The following is a 13603-nucleotide window of genomic DNA, read 5'->3' on the forward strand; positions in this document are numbered from 1 at the left end:
TTGGTGGCCAGCGTGGTCGACATCGAGACGAGCTTGATCGCGCTGGGCTCGATGACTGCCTCGGACAAAACAGCGTCTGCGGCGCCGGCGATGCCCTCGGCAAGATCGTGTCGCGTGGTCAGCGACTTGGCCTTGGCCACGATGCCTGTGGATTCCGACCACAGCACGGCATCGGTGTACGTGCCGCCAGTGTCGATGCCCAGATAAAGTGGCGACGGCTGGTGCGCACATGCGTTCATTTTGCTCAGTCACCCGACCCAGGTTCCGGCGAAAAATATTTCGCGAGCTTGTCCGCTTCGCCGTCGAACGCCTTGGCGTCGGCGGGTGGATCGCGCTTGATCGCAATATTGGGCCACACAAACGCATACTCGGCGTTCAGCGCGAGCCAATCGTCGAGACCAGGCTCGGTATCGGGAAAAATGGCCTTCGCCGGGCATTCCGGCTCGCAGACGCCGCAGTCGATGCATTCATCGGGATGGATGACGAGCATGTTCTCGCCTTCGTAGAAGCAGTCCACCGGGCAGACTTCCACGCAGTCCATGTATTTGCATTTGATGCAATTGTCGGTGACCACGAATGTCATTCGGTGGCCTTCAGACCAAGCCGTAGGTCATATCGAAGGGAATGCGATGGTCATCGATAGCCCGCACGCCAGCGGTGTTTTCAGCCAGGACGATCGAGGCTTTCCGCTCCTGCTCCGACAGATACGTTCCCCACAGGGTGACCACGCCGTTGTTCACGATCACGTCCGAACTCGAGGGCCACGATTCGGATCGCAAGGCATCGACAATCTCCATCCTGATGCTGCTGTCGTCATGCAAGGCCGGAGCGCGCCACCCTTTCCTGGCAATGACCAGCGCTCGCACCAGATTAGCGCGACTGACGATCCCAACCACCTGCCCGTCGCGCAGCACTGGGACACGCTTGATCCGATTGTGCTCAAGCAGGGTTGCGATCTCGGCGACTGGCGTACTCTCGACCACCGTCGCAACCTGCTGTGTCATGACGTCGATCACATGATCGGAATGAGATTTGACATAGTCTTCCGCCTGAACCGCGTTGTTGGTGAATAAATGAAGCCACCAGGAACGACCCTGCGGTGCTGTTCCGATCTCCGCCCGGCGGATCAGGTCTCCTTCACTGACGATGCCCAGCAGCGCACCTCGATCGATCACCGGCACGGCGCTGATCCCGTGCGACAGAAGAATATCGGCGACCTCGTCCACCGTACTGTCAGGCCCTACCGCGATGGCCGGCGACGTCATGACGTCCTTGGCGATCAGCATTTCGTTCTCCTTCACCGGCCTGCAGGCGGCAGTACCGGCGGCAAGGTCGTTCCAGAGCCTTGCCCGTTGCCAGCATGGAGATGGATCGCGCGACAAAACTCCCTTGCATGGAAAGCGTACGCTTCCAGATCGGCCGGATCGCCAGCGAACAGCCCCATGTCCTCGGCTTTGTGGAAGAACCAGGGAGCGGGCAAACCAGGATCGAGCGCGTTCACGGCAACGGCCGCAAGCAATGGCAGGCCTTCGTCCGCATCGTCGTCCATCAGTTGTTCGAGTGCACCCTGGATCACGCCTGTTGCTTGCGAACCAACCATGCTCTTGGCCAGTCTTGCATAGGTGATCGGCAGCCGGGTCCGTGCTTGCAGGAGCAGTTCCTCGCGCAGCCGGGTTTTGAGAGCATTGTCATCCACGGGTACGATTGGGATGCCGTCATCTGCGTCAGGGCGATTGGCAGATACCATTCGACCGACGACATGACGCCGAATGTCCGGGCCAGAAAGAATCCTGCCGAAATCGTGTTCAAGCCTGTCCATTATTGTCATTGCCGAGCCCAAGGTGCCCTTCGCGCGATATCGCCAAACAGTCCCCTAGCGTTGAGACCTGCTGGCTGGCACCCAATCTGTCGTTTCGCTACGCACGAGCTTCACTCATCCTTATCTGCAAGACAAACGAAATTTATTGCCGCTTCAGCACAATTATTTTGCATCATGATTCGATCGCGGTGAGGGGCGCAACCCTTTCCTTTTCGGATTCGATATGCATTTTTTACGGACGCGGCCGTCGCACTCCCAGCGTCCTGGGTTTCAGCAGGCGGCAATTCGCTCCCAAAGCGATCCAGAAGGAGATTTTGAGGATGATCACTGGTGCTCAATGCCGTGCCGCTCGCGCACTGGTCGAATGGACCCGTGAAAAGCTCGCCGGCAATTCAGGCGTGGATGCGCTGGTCATCGAAGAATTCGAGCGCCGGATCAACCTTCCTGACCGAGATATCTGCGACACGCTGCAAACCGCGCTTGAAAGCGCCGGCGCCGTTTTCATTGCCGAGAACGGCGGCGGTATCGGCGTTCGCCTGAAGCTCAACCGCTCGGAAGTCAAGCGGATCGGCGTTCTGGAGAATGAAGGCGGCATTGTCGGAACAGATGCCGTTCCATAAGCAAGACCTTCCGGGCCCAATGAATTCATGGTCGCAGCCCGTCGCTGGACAATTCAGGATCGGCATCGGCTTGATAGTGCACACAAGGGAGATGGCTCTCATGACAGTTATCTGGAACGATCTCACCAACGAGGAGCAGACGGCACTCAAGCGAATGAACCGCGGACCCTACCCATCTCTATCGAAAGCCTTGGCCGAACGTCTTGTCTTTCTCGGACTGGCTGAAGAAAGACCCAGCGGGACCGGAATAAACCGGGCCGGAAGAGAGCTGGTGATAAGAACGTTGCTTGGCGCTCGCTCTGACTAAGTTTAGGATTGATAGCCGCCAGACTGCACCGAGGTGGCTGACTTGACTTCCCGGATTGCTTCACCAACTATGGTCCTATGAACGCCGCAGTCAGAATCCGTCGCGATTTTCTTTTCCGGGTTTGCCCCATAGCGGGAATGTAGCCCCCGGCTCGGCTGCCATGCGCGCCCCGAGCCGAGGGGCGGTGTGTTTGCCCACACATGGGATGGTTCCGCAGGGCCTCAAGCCTCCGGAGCATCGGCGTTCCATCGAGATTTTCACGAATTGGCCCGATTCCGGCACCCTCCGTGGCGGCTGGTCCGAGCGGAAGCATGAGTATTCAAATGCAAGACAACACGAAAACCCGGCGCAAGCCGAACATCCGCATCTCACAGTCAGACCATGCGCGTCTGTCGGCGGTTGCGAGCACCGTGGCCGCGCGCAATCCGGAGGCCTCCGATGAACTGCTCGCCGAACTCGAGCGGGCACGTATAGTCGCCGATGGTTCGGTCTCCGCCGGCACCGTCCAGATGGGTTCGACGGTGACATTCAAGCCCGATACTGGCAATGCCAAGACAGTCACGCTGGTTTTTCCTGGCGACGCGGATATCTCCGAAGGCAAGGTTTCAGTCCTCACGCCGATCGGCACGGCCCTGATCGGCCTCTCGGCCGAACAGTCGATCATGTGGACCGCGCGCGATGGGCGCCGGCACAAACTGTCGGTGCTCGCCGTAGGCCAACCCGCTGCGGACGGCGATGCAGTCGATCGGCGCGCACCAGCGTCTTCGGCGATCCCGGCAGACGCCTAGACATGGGCGTTTCCATCCGTCTCCTCAATCACGCAGGCAGTTTGATCGCGGGAGTGTGACCCCTGCGCCGGCCTGTTCTGGTCCGGCACAGGGGGTAGCTTCCACATCCGATCAAATGCTTGACGCCGGAACCCTTTCACGGGTCCGTCTTGGAGACGCACCATGCCCACTATCGATAGCTGCCAACTGACCACCAAGGACTTCACGATTCTTGAAGTGATGCAAGAGCGCCATCCCCGCGGCGATGCCTTGTCCGTTGTCCTTCAACGGAAGATTTCGAGCGCAATTGTGATGTTTCGAGAAGACATTCCGCCAACGGTCGTGACGCTCAGCACCCGAGTGACCTATCGTGTAAACGACGGCCCTGCCGAGACCCGCATCGTCGCACATGACGAGATGCGCGGTCTGGTTGGCATGCTTTTGCCGATCACCAACCCGCGCGGCCTCGCGCTGCTTGGTCTGGCCGAAGGTCAGTCCATGTCCATTCCGACCGCGCAAGGCGGCCATGAAACACTGACTGTGCATGAAGTGGTCTACCAACCGGAAGCCGCAAGGCGTGAGAGATTGAAGCTGGCGGGGAGTGCAGCGCCGGAGCCGTGGCGACCGAACGGACCGGTTTTGCGCGTCGTCCATCACTCTGATGAGGCAGAACCCAACGCGGAAAACAGGGCCATGGCGGCTTTCAACGACGGGTTTGACGACCCGGGGCCGTCGGCCGCCTGAGGCCTCGACTGCCCAGAACGCGGGGAAGGCGGGTAGACAAGCGTTCCGTCGAGCCTTGCCTCCACACCGTCGGTGAGCTTCGCCGGCTCGACCTTGTCATGGCCCATCAGATGAAAAACAGACTCGCCACGACTGATCAGATAGTCCGCGACGATTCTTCTGTGGCAACGCCACCAAAGCGTTTCCGAGCACATGATGGCGCACCGCTGCTGCCTGCCAAGGGACACAAGCCGCTCCAGGCCGCCATGAAACTCCGCCGACAGCGCGTAGTCGGCGTAGTTGTGAAAACTCTGGTTGATCCAGAATGCATTGAGCGTCGGTGGAATGGGGTGCGCCTTGCCGCGCAGGCCGCCAAGCTCGGCAATATGCTCATATCCGATCGCGAAATCCGCAAGGCTGTCCGGCAGCGTTTCGCTGTTGAATTGCGGATTCGCCCGCGATCGCCGGATGGTCCTTATGTCGACCACGAGGGTAATCTCGCCAACCCGCAACAGGGCGACGAATTCGGCGATCGACCGGGTCGAGTGACCGATGGTGTGGAACGGATAAGGCATGTTCGATCAATCCATGGCGGTGGATTTCTTTCCGGCCGCGTGATCAGTGATTTGGAACTGAAAGAACGCGGTCATTTCACCACCTGCTTCAATCCACGTAGCGCCTCCTGTACGTCGGTTCGCGACGCGCTTGCATCCGGATAGACTGCATAGGCCGGATAGGTGAATTCCGGCGCGCCCTCCACGACCTCCAACTGCCCGGCCTCGATATGGGGCGCTGCCGCGCCCCTACGGAAATAGCCCATTCCGCCGGCGCGCAGGATGTAGCTCAGCCCAAGCGGACCAAGGCCGACCATCAATCCCGGCTCCCCGAAGGCAGAGGAACTGGCGCCATGTTGGGCCGCAAACAGCGGCCCCCAATCGACATAGACATAGTCCCTTGAGGCGTCCAACTCTGAGTCCCTGTCCGTGCTCCGAACCAAGACGAGCTGCTCCTCCACGAGGAGCTCCACCCTGAAGCCTGGCAGCAGCTTCGGCGCATAGAGCACCGCGATGTCGAGAACGCCAGTCCTGAGCTGCTCGAGGAGCTGGTCCGGCACGCCGACCTGGGCTTGGATGGCGATTTCCGGCCTGGCCTTCTTCATCCAGACCAGCCAATCGAGCAGCAGCGGGTTCCACAGGCTGAGCTCCCCGCCAAGGGCAACGACGCTTGTCCGTCCCGATGGGATGGCGAGCTGGTGGCGTGCTCGTTCCCAGATTTGCACGAATGATTGCGCGAACCGCTCGAACTCCCGGCCCGCCTGCGTCAACTGCGCACCATTGCGATTGCGGACAAAGAGCTGACGTCCGAGCTCTTCCTCCAACGTGCGTATCCGCGCGCTGACAGTGGTCTGGGTGACGTGGAGTCGGTCGGCAGCTCTCAGAAAGCTGCCGGAATGGACGATTTCCAAAAACGTGCGCGCGCGGTCGATGTCCATGCTGGTTCCCGATTAGTGCAATAATCTTGCATCAATACAGCATTTAATTCCGTTTGCCTTCCTGTTTTACGCAGCGCAACGTCCACGTAGGCGAGGGTCTCCGCTGTAACGGATATGGAGCGTGCGATGTCTGATCAGGAGGATGTATGTCCGGAGACGAGAGAATACGCCTCTCCACCATGCTTTATGGATGAGCTTGTCCCGGGGTACGGCACTGAGCCGGCCGTTCAGGACGCATGGCCCGATGTCTGTCGATGGCGCAAGGCGGAACGCAAGCGTCTAATCGATGAGCGTCTCGCGATCGACGCCGAGGAACGCAATGCGAGGTCTTTACGCATCGCTTCCGTTCTCGACCTGGCCGTCGGTCGGGTGAGCGGGCGGATCGTCAGCGGCTATTGGCCGTTCCGCGGTGAGCCCGACCTCCGCAACTGGGCGATAAAGGTGATCGAGCGCGGCGGGCGGATTGCGCTTCCAGTCGTCATCAAGAAAGGCTGGCCGCTGGAGTTTCGCATCTGGGGGCCGGGAGCCCCGCTCGAACGCGGATTCTGGAATATTCTTGTCCCCTCTCATGGACCTGCCGTCCAACCGGATGTGGTCATCGCGCCCGTTGTCGGTTTCGACGAGGCTAACTATCGCCTGGGTTATGGTGGCGGCTTCTTCGACCGGACCCTGGCCGCGGCGCCCAGGCGGCCTCTCGTCGTCGGCGTCGGTTACGCCCGTAGCAGGATCCGAACCATCTATCCGCAGCCGCACGACATTCCGATGGATGTGGTCGTCACGGATGAATGAATAAACGCGGGCAAGAGCTGGCCTCGTGTGATGGCGGATCGCAGGGATCGTCCATCGTTGAGCCCGTCTGCCTGCCGGCAGTGGAGAGCAGAAAGCACATCATGTCCAATCCAGCCTCGACCTTGGATGATCACAAGCCCCGGTTTCTCGTCCGATGGCTGTTCTCGACCAACCACAAGGATATTGGGACGCTTTACCTGCTGTTCTCGATCATGGCAGGCGTCTTCGGTACGGCGCTTTCCGTGTTGGTCCGCATGGAGTTGCAGGAACCGGGTTTGCAGATATTTGGCGATCCGGGCGTCTACAATGTGGTCGTCAGTGCCCATGGGCTGGTCATGATCTTTTTCGTGCTCATGCCGGCGCTGATTGGTGGCTTCGGCAACTGGATGGTGCCGATCATGATTGGCGCACCCGACATGGCTTTCCCCCGCTTGAACAACATCTCGTTCTGGCTGCTGGTGGTGTCATTCATCCTCTTCATCACCTCGATGTTCGTTCCGGGAGCGCCCGGTACGCTCGGCCATGGCGGCGGCTGGACGCTCTATCCGCCTTATTCGACGGATGGCCAGCCAGGTCCCGCCGTCGACCTCGTTATTCTGTCTATCCACCTTTCGGGGGCCTCCTCGATCCTCGGCGCGATCAACTTCATCACGACCATCTTCAACATGCGCGCACCCGGCATGACCATGCACAAGATGCCTCTGTTCGCCTGGTCGATGCTGGTCACCGCCTTCATGCTTCTCATGTCGCTGCCGGTGCTCGCCGGCGCGGTCACCATGCTGTTGACCGATCGCAATTTCGGGACGACCTTCTTTTCGCCGTCCGGCGGCGGTGATCCGATCCTCTACCAGCATCTGTTCTGGTTCTTCGGCCATCCCGAAGTCTACATCATGATCCTGCCTGGCTTCGGCATCATCAGCCACGTCATCTCAACCTTCGCCAAGAAGCCGATCTTCGGCTATCTCGGCATGGCCTATGCAATGGTGGCAATCGGCGCGATCGGCTTTGTCGTCTGGGCGCATCATATGTATACGACCGGCCTGTCGGTCGACACGCAGCGCTACTTCGCCTTCGCATCGATGGTCATCGCCGTTCCAACCGGCGTGAAGGTGTTTTCGTGGTTGGCGACCATGTGGGGAGGATCGATAGAGTTCAAGACACCCATGATGTGGGCTCTCGGTTTCGTCCTGCTGTTCACCATTGGTGGCGTCACTGGCATCATGGTTGCGAACCCCGGTATCGACCGCGTGTACCACGACACTTATTTCGTGATCGCTCACTTCCACTATGTGCTGTCTTTGGGGGCAGTCTTCGCGATCTTTGCCGGCTTCTACTACTGGTTCCCGAAGATGACCGGCTATATGTACAGCGAAACGCTCGGCAAGCTGCATTTCTGGCTGATGTTCATCGGCGTCAACCTCGTCTTTTTCCCGCAGCATTTTCTGGGCATGGCCGGCATGCCGCGACGTTACGCCGACTATCCCGATGCTTTTGCCGGCTGGAATTTCGTCTCGTCGATCGGTTCCTACATCTCAACGGCCGGGCTCGTCGTTTTCTTCATCGCGGTTGCCGAGGCCTTCAGCCGCAGACGCCCAGCAAGCGCCAATCCTTGGGGCGAAGGGGCGACCACGCTGGAATGGCAACTGCCATCGCCGCCGCCCTTCCATCAATGGGAGAAGCTGCCGCGCGTTGCCTGAAATTCAGCTCCGGTTCCGAACCGGCGCCTGCTTCGACATTCTGTCGGGAGAACGTCATGAACGAAACCACAGATCCAAACAACCAGATCCTGCTCGTGGCGATCATAGCGTTTTATTGGGCATTGCTGGGCAGTTGGGGCCAAACTCTGCCGCGCTCGGGCAACGACAAGGCCAAGCAGGACGATGCGCCGACAGAGCAGCGAACCGGCAGTATCGACGATATATCCTATACGGACACACGCTTGGATGCGATCCGAGAGATCGACCCAACTTTCGACCTTGCCGCGTTTCTGACCGGTGCCAATATGGCTTATGAAGCTATCCTGCGCGCGTATGCGGACAGCGACATCCCAACGTTGAAGCGTCTCGTCGGGCCGGAAGTGCTCGATATCTTCGGACGAGCGATTGCCGGCCGCCGGGATCGAGGGGAGATGCTGCAACTCACCTTCATTGGCACGAAGGAAGCAAAGGTCGTCGACGCTCTTGCGGAGAACGGCACCGCTGAGATTGCCGTTCGCTTCGTTTCCGACGTGGTCAGCGTTACACGCTCGGCCAACGATGCGTTCGTCGCCGGCGATCCCCAGCAGATCGTTGAGGTGATCGATACGTGGACGTTCGCCTGTGACACCCCGTCAACAAAGCGCAATTGGATGTTGATCGCCACGGAAGGCGAGTAACGAGTGCATGCTCATCCGATGCCTGCCTGACAGCCTTGTCAGGTCAACCCGGAGCGCTCGAGCCGCGCGGAATTTCAGCTTTTGACAATGTGCATCCACGATTTGTGTATCACGATCAAATCGGCATGACCGGTTCAGTCGACCATTCTCAAGCCGCGAGCGGGTAGCACCGCCAAAGATCCACTCCCTGAACCTGCTGTAGCCTCAGGCGCCGGATATGGTCAGATCCGCATGCATCGCATCGGCCATATCAGCGATTGATCCACCATCAGATCTTTCCGGAGACACGTCAGCCTTCGCCCTTACGCCGTGGCTCGAATGGAAGGCGACGCATCGTTCAGGCTATTCCAGGTTTCATCGGTCGCGGCATCCTCGATCGTGATTATACCAACCTCCTGAGCCATTTGAAAAAGGGGCACGGCATCGGTAATCGCACGCTTGGCTTCACGCGTATCCTTCCATCCGACAAGAACCTTGTTGCGGAAATTTCCTGGTTGGTCGAGGCGACGAAGACAGGCCGTCCTGCCTGGAGGATCAGGCTACCAGGTGGGTGGAACGATGAAAATTGCCAGAAGAGGCGCCCTCTGGCGACGCTGCGACGATGCCGGCTTGGCCAAGGGGAAAACGTCAACAGACACCCTGCCGCGCAACGCGGCTTCACAACGCGACAACCCTCAAAGCCGGAGGTCTACCTGCACAGTTTCAAAAAAGTCGATGATGAACGATGGTTGTGGTGAGAAGTACGCCGGCCGACGTGATTGTGAATGTCCTCCCTACTCGAACATGATCCGAGCGGTGCCTCTTTTGGCAATCAACAGTCTCCGAGCCTCTTGGATCCGCTCAGCCTGTTGTTTGGAATAGGGACCCATTGGCCGAGTCTTTTCATCGCCGCGACGGACCCTGCAGTACCAGCGGCCCCTGTCCGAAAAGATTTCGACCGAGGTCGGCGCCTCATCGGACGCTTCCCTGGCCACACCGGTAGCGAACTTGACGATCTTTGAATGAACCGCGTCCAATCCGTTGGTGGTGCTCGGTTCCTGTTGCACTGTGGACATAAGTCGAACTCCTTTCAGTCACAGCGACGCACCGCTGCGCCATCCGGGTTGCGCTCTCTACGGATCGCGGTGCCCAAGAGCGCTTGCTACCTTGCCATTTGGCGCTCCATTTCCATCTCCGCCCCTAGACTTTCGATGTCACGGAAGATCGAAGCGACAGCCAGCGTGCGCCCTTCGCGCTTGAAGCGCAGCAGGCAGTCCCTGGCACCGATGTCTCCATCGACAGCAATCTCGTCCCATTGCCCGGCATGGCCGACATAGTTGATGGGAACGTCGTAGTGCTGGCTCCAGAAGAACGGCACGGCCGCGAATTTCTCGCGATGGCCGAGGATGTTCAGGGCCGCGGTTTGCCCCTGCCTCTCTGCAACCACCCAGTGCTCGACCCGAATGTTCTCGCCAGTGTGAGGATCCGGCCACCGCGCAATGTCGCCGGCCGCGAATATGTCCGGTGCGCTCGTCTCCAGAAAGGCATTTACGGCGACGCCGCGGTCAAGAGTGAGCCCCGCCCTTTCGGCAAGCCCGGTCCGCGGACGCACGCCGACGCCGGCGACGACGAAATCCGCCGTCAACATGTTGCCACTGCTTAGTTTCACTTTGTTGCCGTCGATGCTGCTCGCGGTGTCCTCGAGATGGAACACGACTCCATGCTCCTCATGGAGTGCGCGGATGAAGTCACCCATTTGCGGACCGAGGGCCCGTTCCATGGGTCGTTTATCCGGCGCCACGACATGAACTTCGATATTGCGCGCGCGCAGCGCTGCGGCAACTTCCAAGCCAATGAAACTGGCGCCAAGCACGATGGCGCGGCGCGCAGTCGTGGCTCGCTCGATGATCACCTTGCAATCTGCAAGCGAGCGCAGCGTGTGAACATGTGGCTGATCCGCGCCGGGGATGGAGAGGCGCACCGGTTCGGCCCCCGTGGCAAGTAGCAGTCTATCGTAAGGAATCCTGCTTCCGTCAGCCAGAATGACCTCGCGAGAACGCAGGTCGATATCGACGGCCTTCGTATCGAGACGCAGGTCGATGTTGTTTTTTGAATAGAATTTCTGGCCGCGCAGCGGAATCCAATCCTCCGGAGCCTTCCCTGCGAGGTAGTCCTTGGAGAGATTCGGCCGGTCGACGGGCGGCGCATGGTCGTCGCTGATCATGACGATGCTGCCCTGGTACTGCTCTCGCCGCAGCATTTCGGCCGCCGCGAAACCGGCCGCGCCGCCGCCGACAATGACGACTTTCTCGGGGACCCCGCCCGCGCTTCCGCCGCGCGGCTTCGGCGCCGTCCGTTTGAGTTTCTCGCCCACGAATATCCGCCCATCGCGCTGTTCCACCGACCAGCAAGCGAGTGGATTGAAGGCAGGCGCTCGCAAGGCCTCGCCTGTGCGCAGATCGAAGCAAGCGTGGTGCCACGGACATCGAATGGAATCCGACACCACAAGACCGTCACCGAGCGGCCCGCCGTAATGTGTGCATGTCGCGCCGATGGCGAAGATCTCGGCCCCGCGGCGCACCAGCAACACCTGCTCGTCGCCGCAATGGCCGACAAGCTTTCCGCCATCGGGAAGGTCGGACAGCGCGATCCCCTGGACCAGATCCGGTCCGTTTGATTTGGTATCAGCTTCAGCCATATTCTCGTCCTTGGCGATCCGTGTCAAAACCGCTCGTGCGGCGAGGCGGCACACTGCTTCGGGGTACCTTCTGCCTGGCTAGTGCGCCTTCAGATTCTCAGCATTATCCGCGCCGACATTCCGACTGCGTCATGTACTGGGCTGAGTGGCTCAGACCGCAGTCTCCCGCTCTCGCGGACATCATGCAAACGAATTTAATCGATAGTTGAGTGCAGTTTTCATGATGGCTTTCCCTCCGCGATTCCACTGCGCACAACTACAAGATCGCCTGCCCAGTCTTTCCCCAGTCGGCAAGAAACGACTTGAGGCCCTTGTCGGTGAGTGGATGTCTGGCGAGGTTTCTGAGTATCGCTGGTGGTACGGTCGCGACATCCGCGCCTGCGATCGCCGCCTGTTTGACATGGAGTGGAGTGCGAATTGAGGACGCCAGGATTTCCGTCGTGAAGGATTTGCCGTTGTCGTAGATCGCACTTCAGGTTCGGGAGCGACTCCGGCTGGCACGGTCATCTGATGAGGCGTTGGCGACTCTCGAAACTGAGCCACATCGGGAATTCCCCGCCAATTTAGATACTTCCGGCCTCGGGCCTGGGGTGATGTCCAGGCAGTTCGGAAATGCCTAGGATTAAGGGCTCGTCATTCGCCGCTTGGTCGGACAGACCCATTTCTGGTGCGGCATCACGGCGTCTTGCCACGCAATAAGATAGATTGATAATATATCTTATATAGAGGATCACATCGAAGAGCGAACCAAGGCTTCAGCCAGCTTGCATCGGAGAAAACAGGAGCTTCGGAATGACCGCGAACGGTCGAAGCAAGAGAACAATCGTGGTCGACGGCGTGCCATTGCCCAACATACTTGACGAGGCAATGATCCGCGGTGTAGTCCACGGGTTTTATGACGAAATTCGCCGTGATGACCTTCTCGGTCCCATTTTCCACGATCGGATCGAGCCAGATAAATGGCCGCAGCATCTGGCGAAGATGTGTGACTTCTGGTCCGCTACTCTACTTCGGACATCCCGATACGACGGCAGGCCACTGCCGCCGCACCTGGTCATAGCTGGCCTCGGCGCGGCGCATTTCCGTCGCTGGCTAATATTGTTTCGGACAACGGTGCGTCGCATTTGCCCGGCCGAGGTGGCGACGCTTTTTATGGATCGCGCGCTGCGAATTGCTCACAGTTTCCGTCTCGCGATCGCCTTCAACCGCGGCGAGACCACGATCGGCATCGAACCTATCGTCGAGAGAGACTTGTGATGCACGACCGGTTTGTGAGTGGTTCCTACAATGCACAGCGATCAACAGGAAGCCGTGATTCATGCGGCTGACCAGCTTTTCGGATTATGCATTGCGGATGCTGATGTACACTGCCGCCGCCGGTAGCCGGCTTATAACGATCGAGGAGGTTGCCCGCACCTTCAACGTGTCGAAGACGCATCTGAACAAGGTCGCCAACACCCTGACCCGTGGCGGCTATATGAAGGCAATCCGCGGCCGTTCCGGTGGTCTCATTCTCGGGCGCCGGCCTGAGATGATCCGGATTGGCGATGTCGTGCGGTTAACCGAGCCGGATTTCGCGCTGGTCGAATGTTTCGCGACCGGAAACCGGTGTGTGCTAACCGCCTCCTGCAAGCTTTCAGGCATGTTTGACGAAGCGACAGCCTCCTTCCTGAACGTCCTTGACCGCTACACGCTCGCCGACATCACACTGATGCCCGAAGACTTCCTCGGCGGTCAGATACCACCCGTTCGCACCGGGGCGACACGCAAGACCGTATAATGTTGCGCGGCTTCGACGCGCGCTGTTTTTGCTCGGATGTGAGATGGGCCATGGCTGAACCAAAGAAGAATGATCAACAGGTCACAAAGGACATTGATTCTGATATCGACCCGGACAACACTCTGCTGCCGATGCTTATCGGTGGGCTTGTCCTGATAGTTATCGGAGCGATCATCGTGATGATGTTTGTGTAGTTTCGCAACGATGGCGTGTGACTTTATCGGCCCGGCTGTTGTCTGGGCGCCTGCAACCCCA

15 protein-coding genes and 2 pseudogenes are annotated in these 13603 nt (G+C 59.3%); 9 read left to right on the forward strand and 8 right to left on the reverse strand.

Annotated elements, in window-relative coordinates; genetic code table 11:
• From FJ979_RS15105 to FJ979_RS15120, 4 genes are all read right to left on the reverse strand, one after another.
• Window positions 1-239: hydantoinase/oxoprolinase N-terminal domain-containing protein (locus FJ979_RS15105; protein ID WP_281406001.1), on the reverse strand; the 239-nt coding region annotated here is incomplete at its 3' end.
• Window positions 240-244: 5 nt separating this feature from the next.
• Complete coding sequence (fdxA, locus tag FJ979_RS15110; RefSeq protein ID WP_140525745.1) at window positions 245-583, reverse strand: ferredoxin FdxA; 339 nt, start codon at window positions 581-583, stop codon at window positions 245-247.
• 10 nt (window positions 584-593) lie between these two features.
• The gene (locus tag FJ979_RS15115; protein WP_140558742.1) at window positions 594-1286 is read right to left on the reverse strand and encodes a CBS domain-containing protein; all 693 of its coding nucleotides are present in this window, start codon (window positions 1284-1286) and stop codon (window positions 594-596) included.
• Window positions 1287-1297: 11 nt separating this feature from the next.
• On the reverse strand, window positions 1298-1819 hold the full coding sequence (locus FJ979_RS15120) for a hypothetical protein (protein ID WP_140525743.1): 522 nt from the start codon (window positions 1817-1819) through the stop codon (window positions 1298-1300).
• Between the two features lie 2 nt (window positions 1820-1821).
• Between FJ979_RS15120 and FJ979_RS33080 the strand changes: the two genes are divergently transcribed.
• From FJ979_RS33080 to FJ979_RS15135, 3 genes are all read left to right on the forward strand, one after another.
• Complete coding sequence (locus FJ979_RS33080) at window positions 1822-2439, forward strand: hypothetical protein (protein WP_246671102.1); 618 nt, start codon at window positions 1822-1824, stop codon at window positions 2437-2439.
• Window positions 2440-3069: 630 nt separating this feature from the next.
• Entirely contained in the window at window positions 3070-3534 is a 465-nt protein-coding gene (gene rnk, locus FJ979_RS15130; protein ID WP_140525742.1) for a nucleoside diphosphate kinase regulator, read from the forward strand.
• Window positions 3535-3696: 162 nt separating this feature from the next.
• Entirely contained in the window at window positions 3697-4257 is a 561-nt protein-coding gene (locus FJ979_RS15135) for a nucleoside-diphosphate kinase (protein ID WP_140525741.1), read from the forward strand.
• A gap of 29 nt (window positions 4258-4286) precedes the next feature.
• On the opposite strand, the pseudogene FJ979_RS15140 reads toward FJ979_RS15135, so the two are convergent.
• Together FJ979_RS15140 and FJ979_RS15145 are read right to left on the reverse strand one after the other, a co-directional pair.
• A pseudogene (locus FJ979_RS15140) lies at window positions 4287-4811 on the reverse strand (DUF488 domain-containing protein); the annotation flags it as partial.
• 71 nt (window positions 4812-4882) lie between these two features.
• Window positions 4883-5728, reverse strand: coding sequence for a LysR family transcriptional regulator (locus FJ979_RS15145; RefSeq protein ID WP_140518333.1), 846 nt, complete (start codon window positions 5726-5728; stop codon window positions 4883-4885).
• A gap of 126 nt (window positions 5729-5854) precedes the next feature.
• Here FJ979_RS15145 and FJ979_RS15150 point away from each other — a divergent pair, with 126 nt between their 5' ends.
• The 3 genes from FJ979_RS15150 (at window position 5855) to FJ979_RS15160 (ending at window position 8891) form a co-directional block, all read left to right on the forward strand.
• Window positions 5855-6517 (forward strand): 5-formyltetrahydrofolate cyclo-ligase, encoded by a 663-nt coding sequence (locus tag FJ979_RS15150; RefSeq protein ID WP_140581928.1) that lies wholly within the window; start codon window positions 5855-5857, stop codon window positions 6515-6517.
• A gap of 101 nt (window positions 6518-6618) precedes the next feature.
• Window positions 6619-8214 carry a cytochrome c oxidase subunit I gene (gene ctaD / locus FJ979_RS15155; RefSeq protein ID WP_140581930.1) on the forward strand — a complete coding sequence of 532 codons (1596 nt, stop codon included), beginning with the start codon at window positions 6619-6621 and terminating at the stop codon, window positions 8212-8214.
• A 56-nt stretch (window positions 8215-8270) separates the two neighbouring features.
• On the forward strand, window positions 8271-8891 hold the full coding sequence (locus FJ979_RS15160; protein WP_181181780.1) for a Tim44/TimA family putative adaptor protein: 621 nt from the start codon (window positions 8271-8273) through the stop codon (window positions 8889-8891).
• Window positions 8892-10032: 1141 nt separating this feature from the next.
• Here FJ979_RS15160 and FJ979_RS15165 read toward each other — a convergent pair.
• Together FJ979_RS15165 and FJ979_RS15170 are read right to left on the reverse strand one after the other, a co-directional pair.
• On the reverse strand, window positions 10033-11568 hold the full coding sequence (locus tag FJ979_RS15165; RefSeq protein ID WP_140525735.1) for an FAD-dependent oxidoreductase: 1536 nt from the start codon (window positions 11566-11568) through the stop codon (window positions 10033-10035).
• Window positions 11569-11824: 256 nt separating this feature from the next.
• Window positions 11825-12034, reverse strand: a pseudogene (locus tag FJ979_RS15170) (transaldolase family protein); the annotation flags it as partial.
• 326 nt (window positions 12035-12360) lie between these two features.
• On the opposite strand from FJ979_RS15170, the gene FJ979_RS15175 reads away from it, so the two are divergent.
• The 3 genes from FJ979_RS15175 to FJ979_RS32555 all read left to right on the forward strand — a co-directional run bounded on the left by FJ979_RS15175 (window position 12361) and on the right by FJ979_RS32555 (window position 13542).
• Window positions 12361-12825 (forward strand): group III truncated hemoglobin, encoded by a 465-nt coding sequence (locus FJ979_RS15175; protein ID WP_140500702.1) that lies wholly within the window; start codon window positions 12361-12363, stop codon window positions 12823-12825.
• Window positions 12826-12886: 61 nt separating this feature from the next.
• Window positions 12887-13348, forward strand: coding sequence for an Rrf2 family transcriptional regulator (locus FJ979_RS15180; protein ID WP_140518192.1), 462 nt, complete (start codon window positions 12887-12889; stop codon window positions 13346-13348).
• 50 nt (window positions 13349-13398) lie between these two features.
• Window positions 13399-13542, forward strand: a complete 144-nt coding sequence (locus FJ979_RS32555; RefSeq protein WP_181165452.1) for a hypothetical protein — start codon at window positions 13399-13401, stop codon at window positions 13540-13542.
• Window positions 13543-13603 lie beyond the last annotated feature (61 nt).

This window comes from Mesorhizobium sp. B1-1-6, assembly GCF_006443035.1.
Taxonomy (GTDB): domain Bacteria; phylum Pseudomonadota; class Alphaproteobacteria; order Rhizobiales; family Rhizobiaceae; genus Mesorhizobium.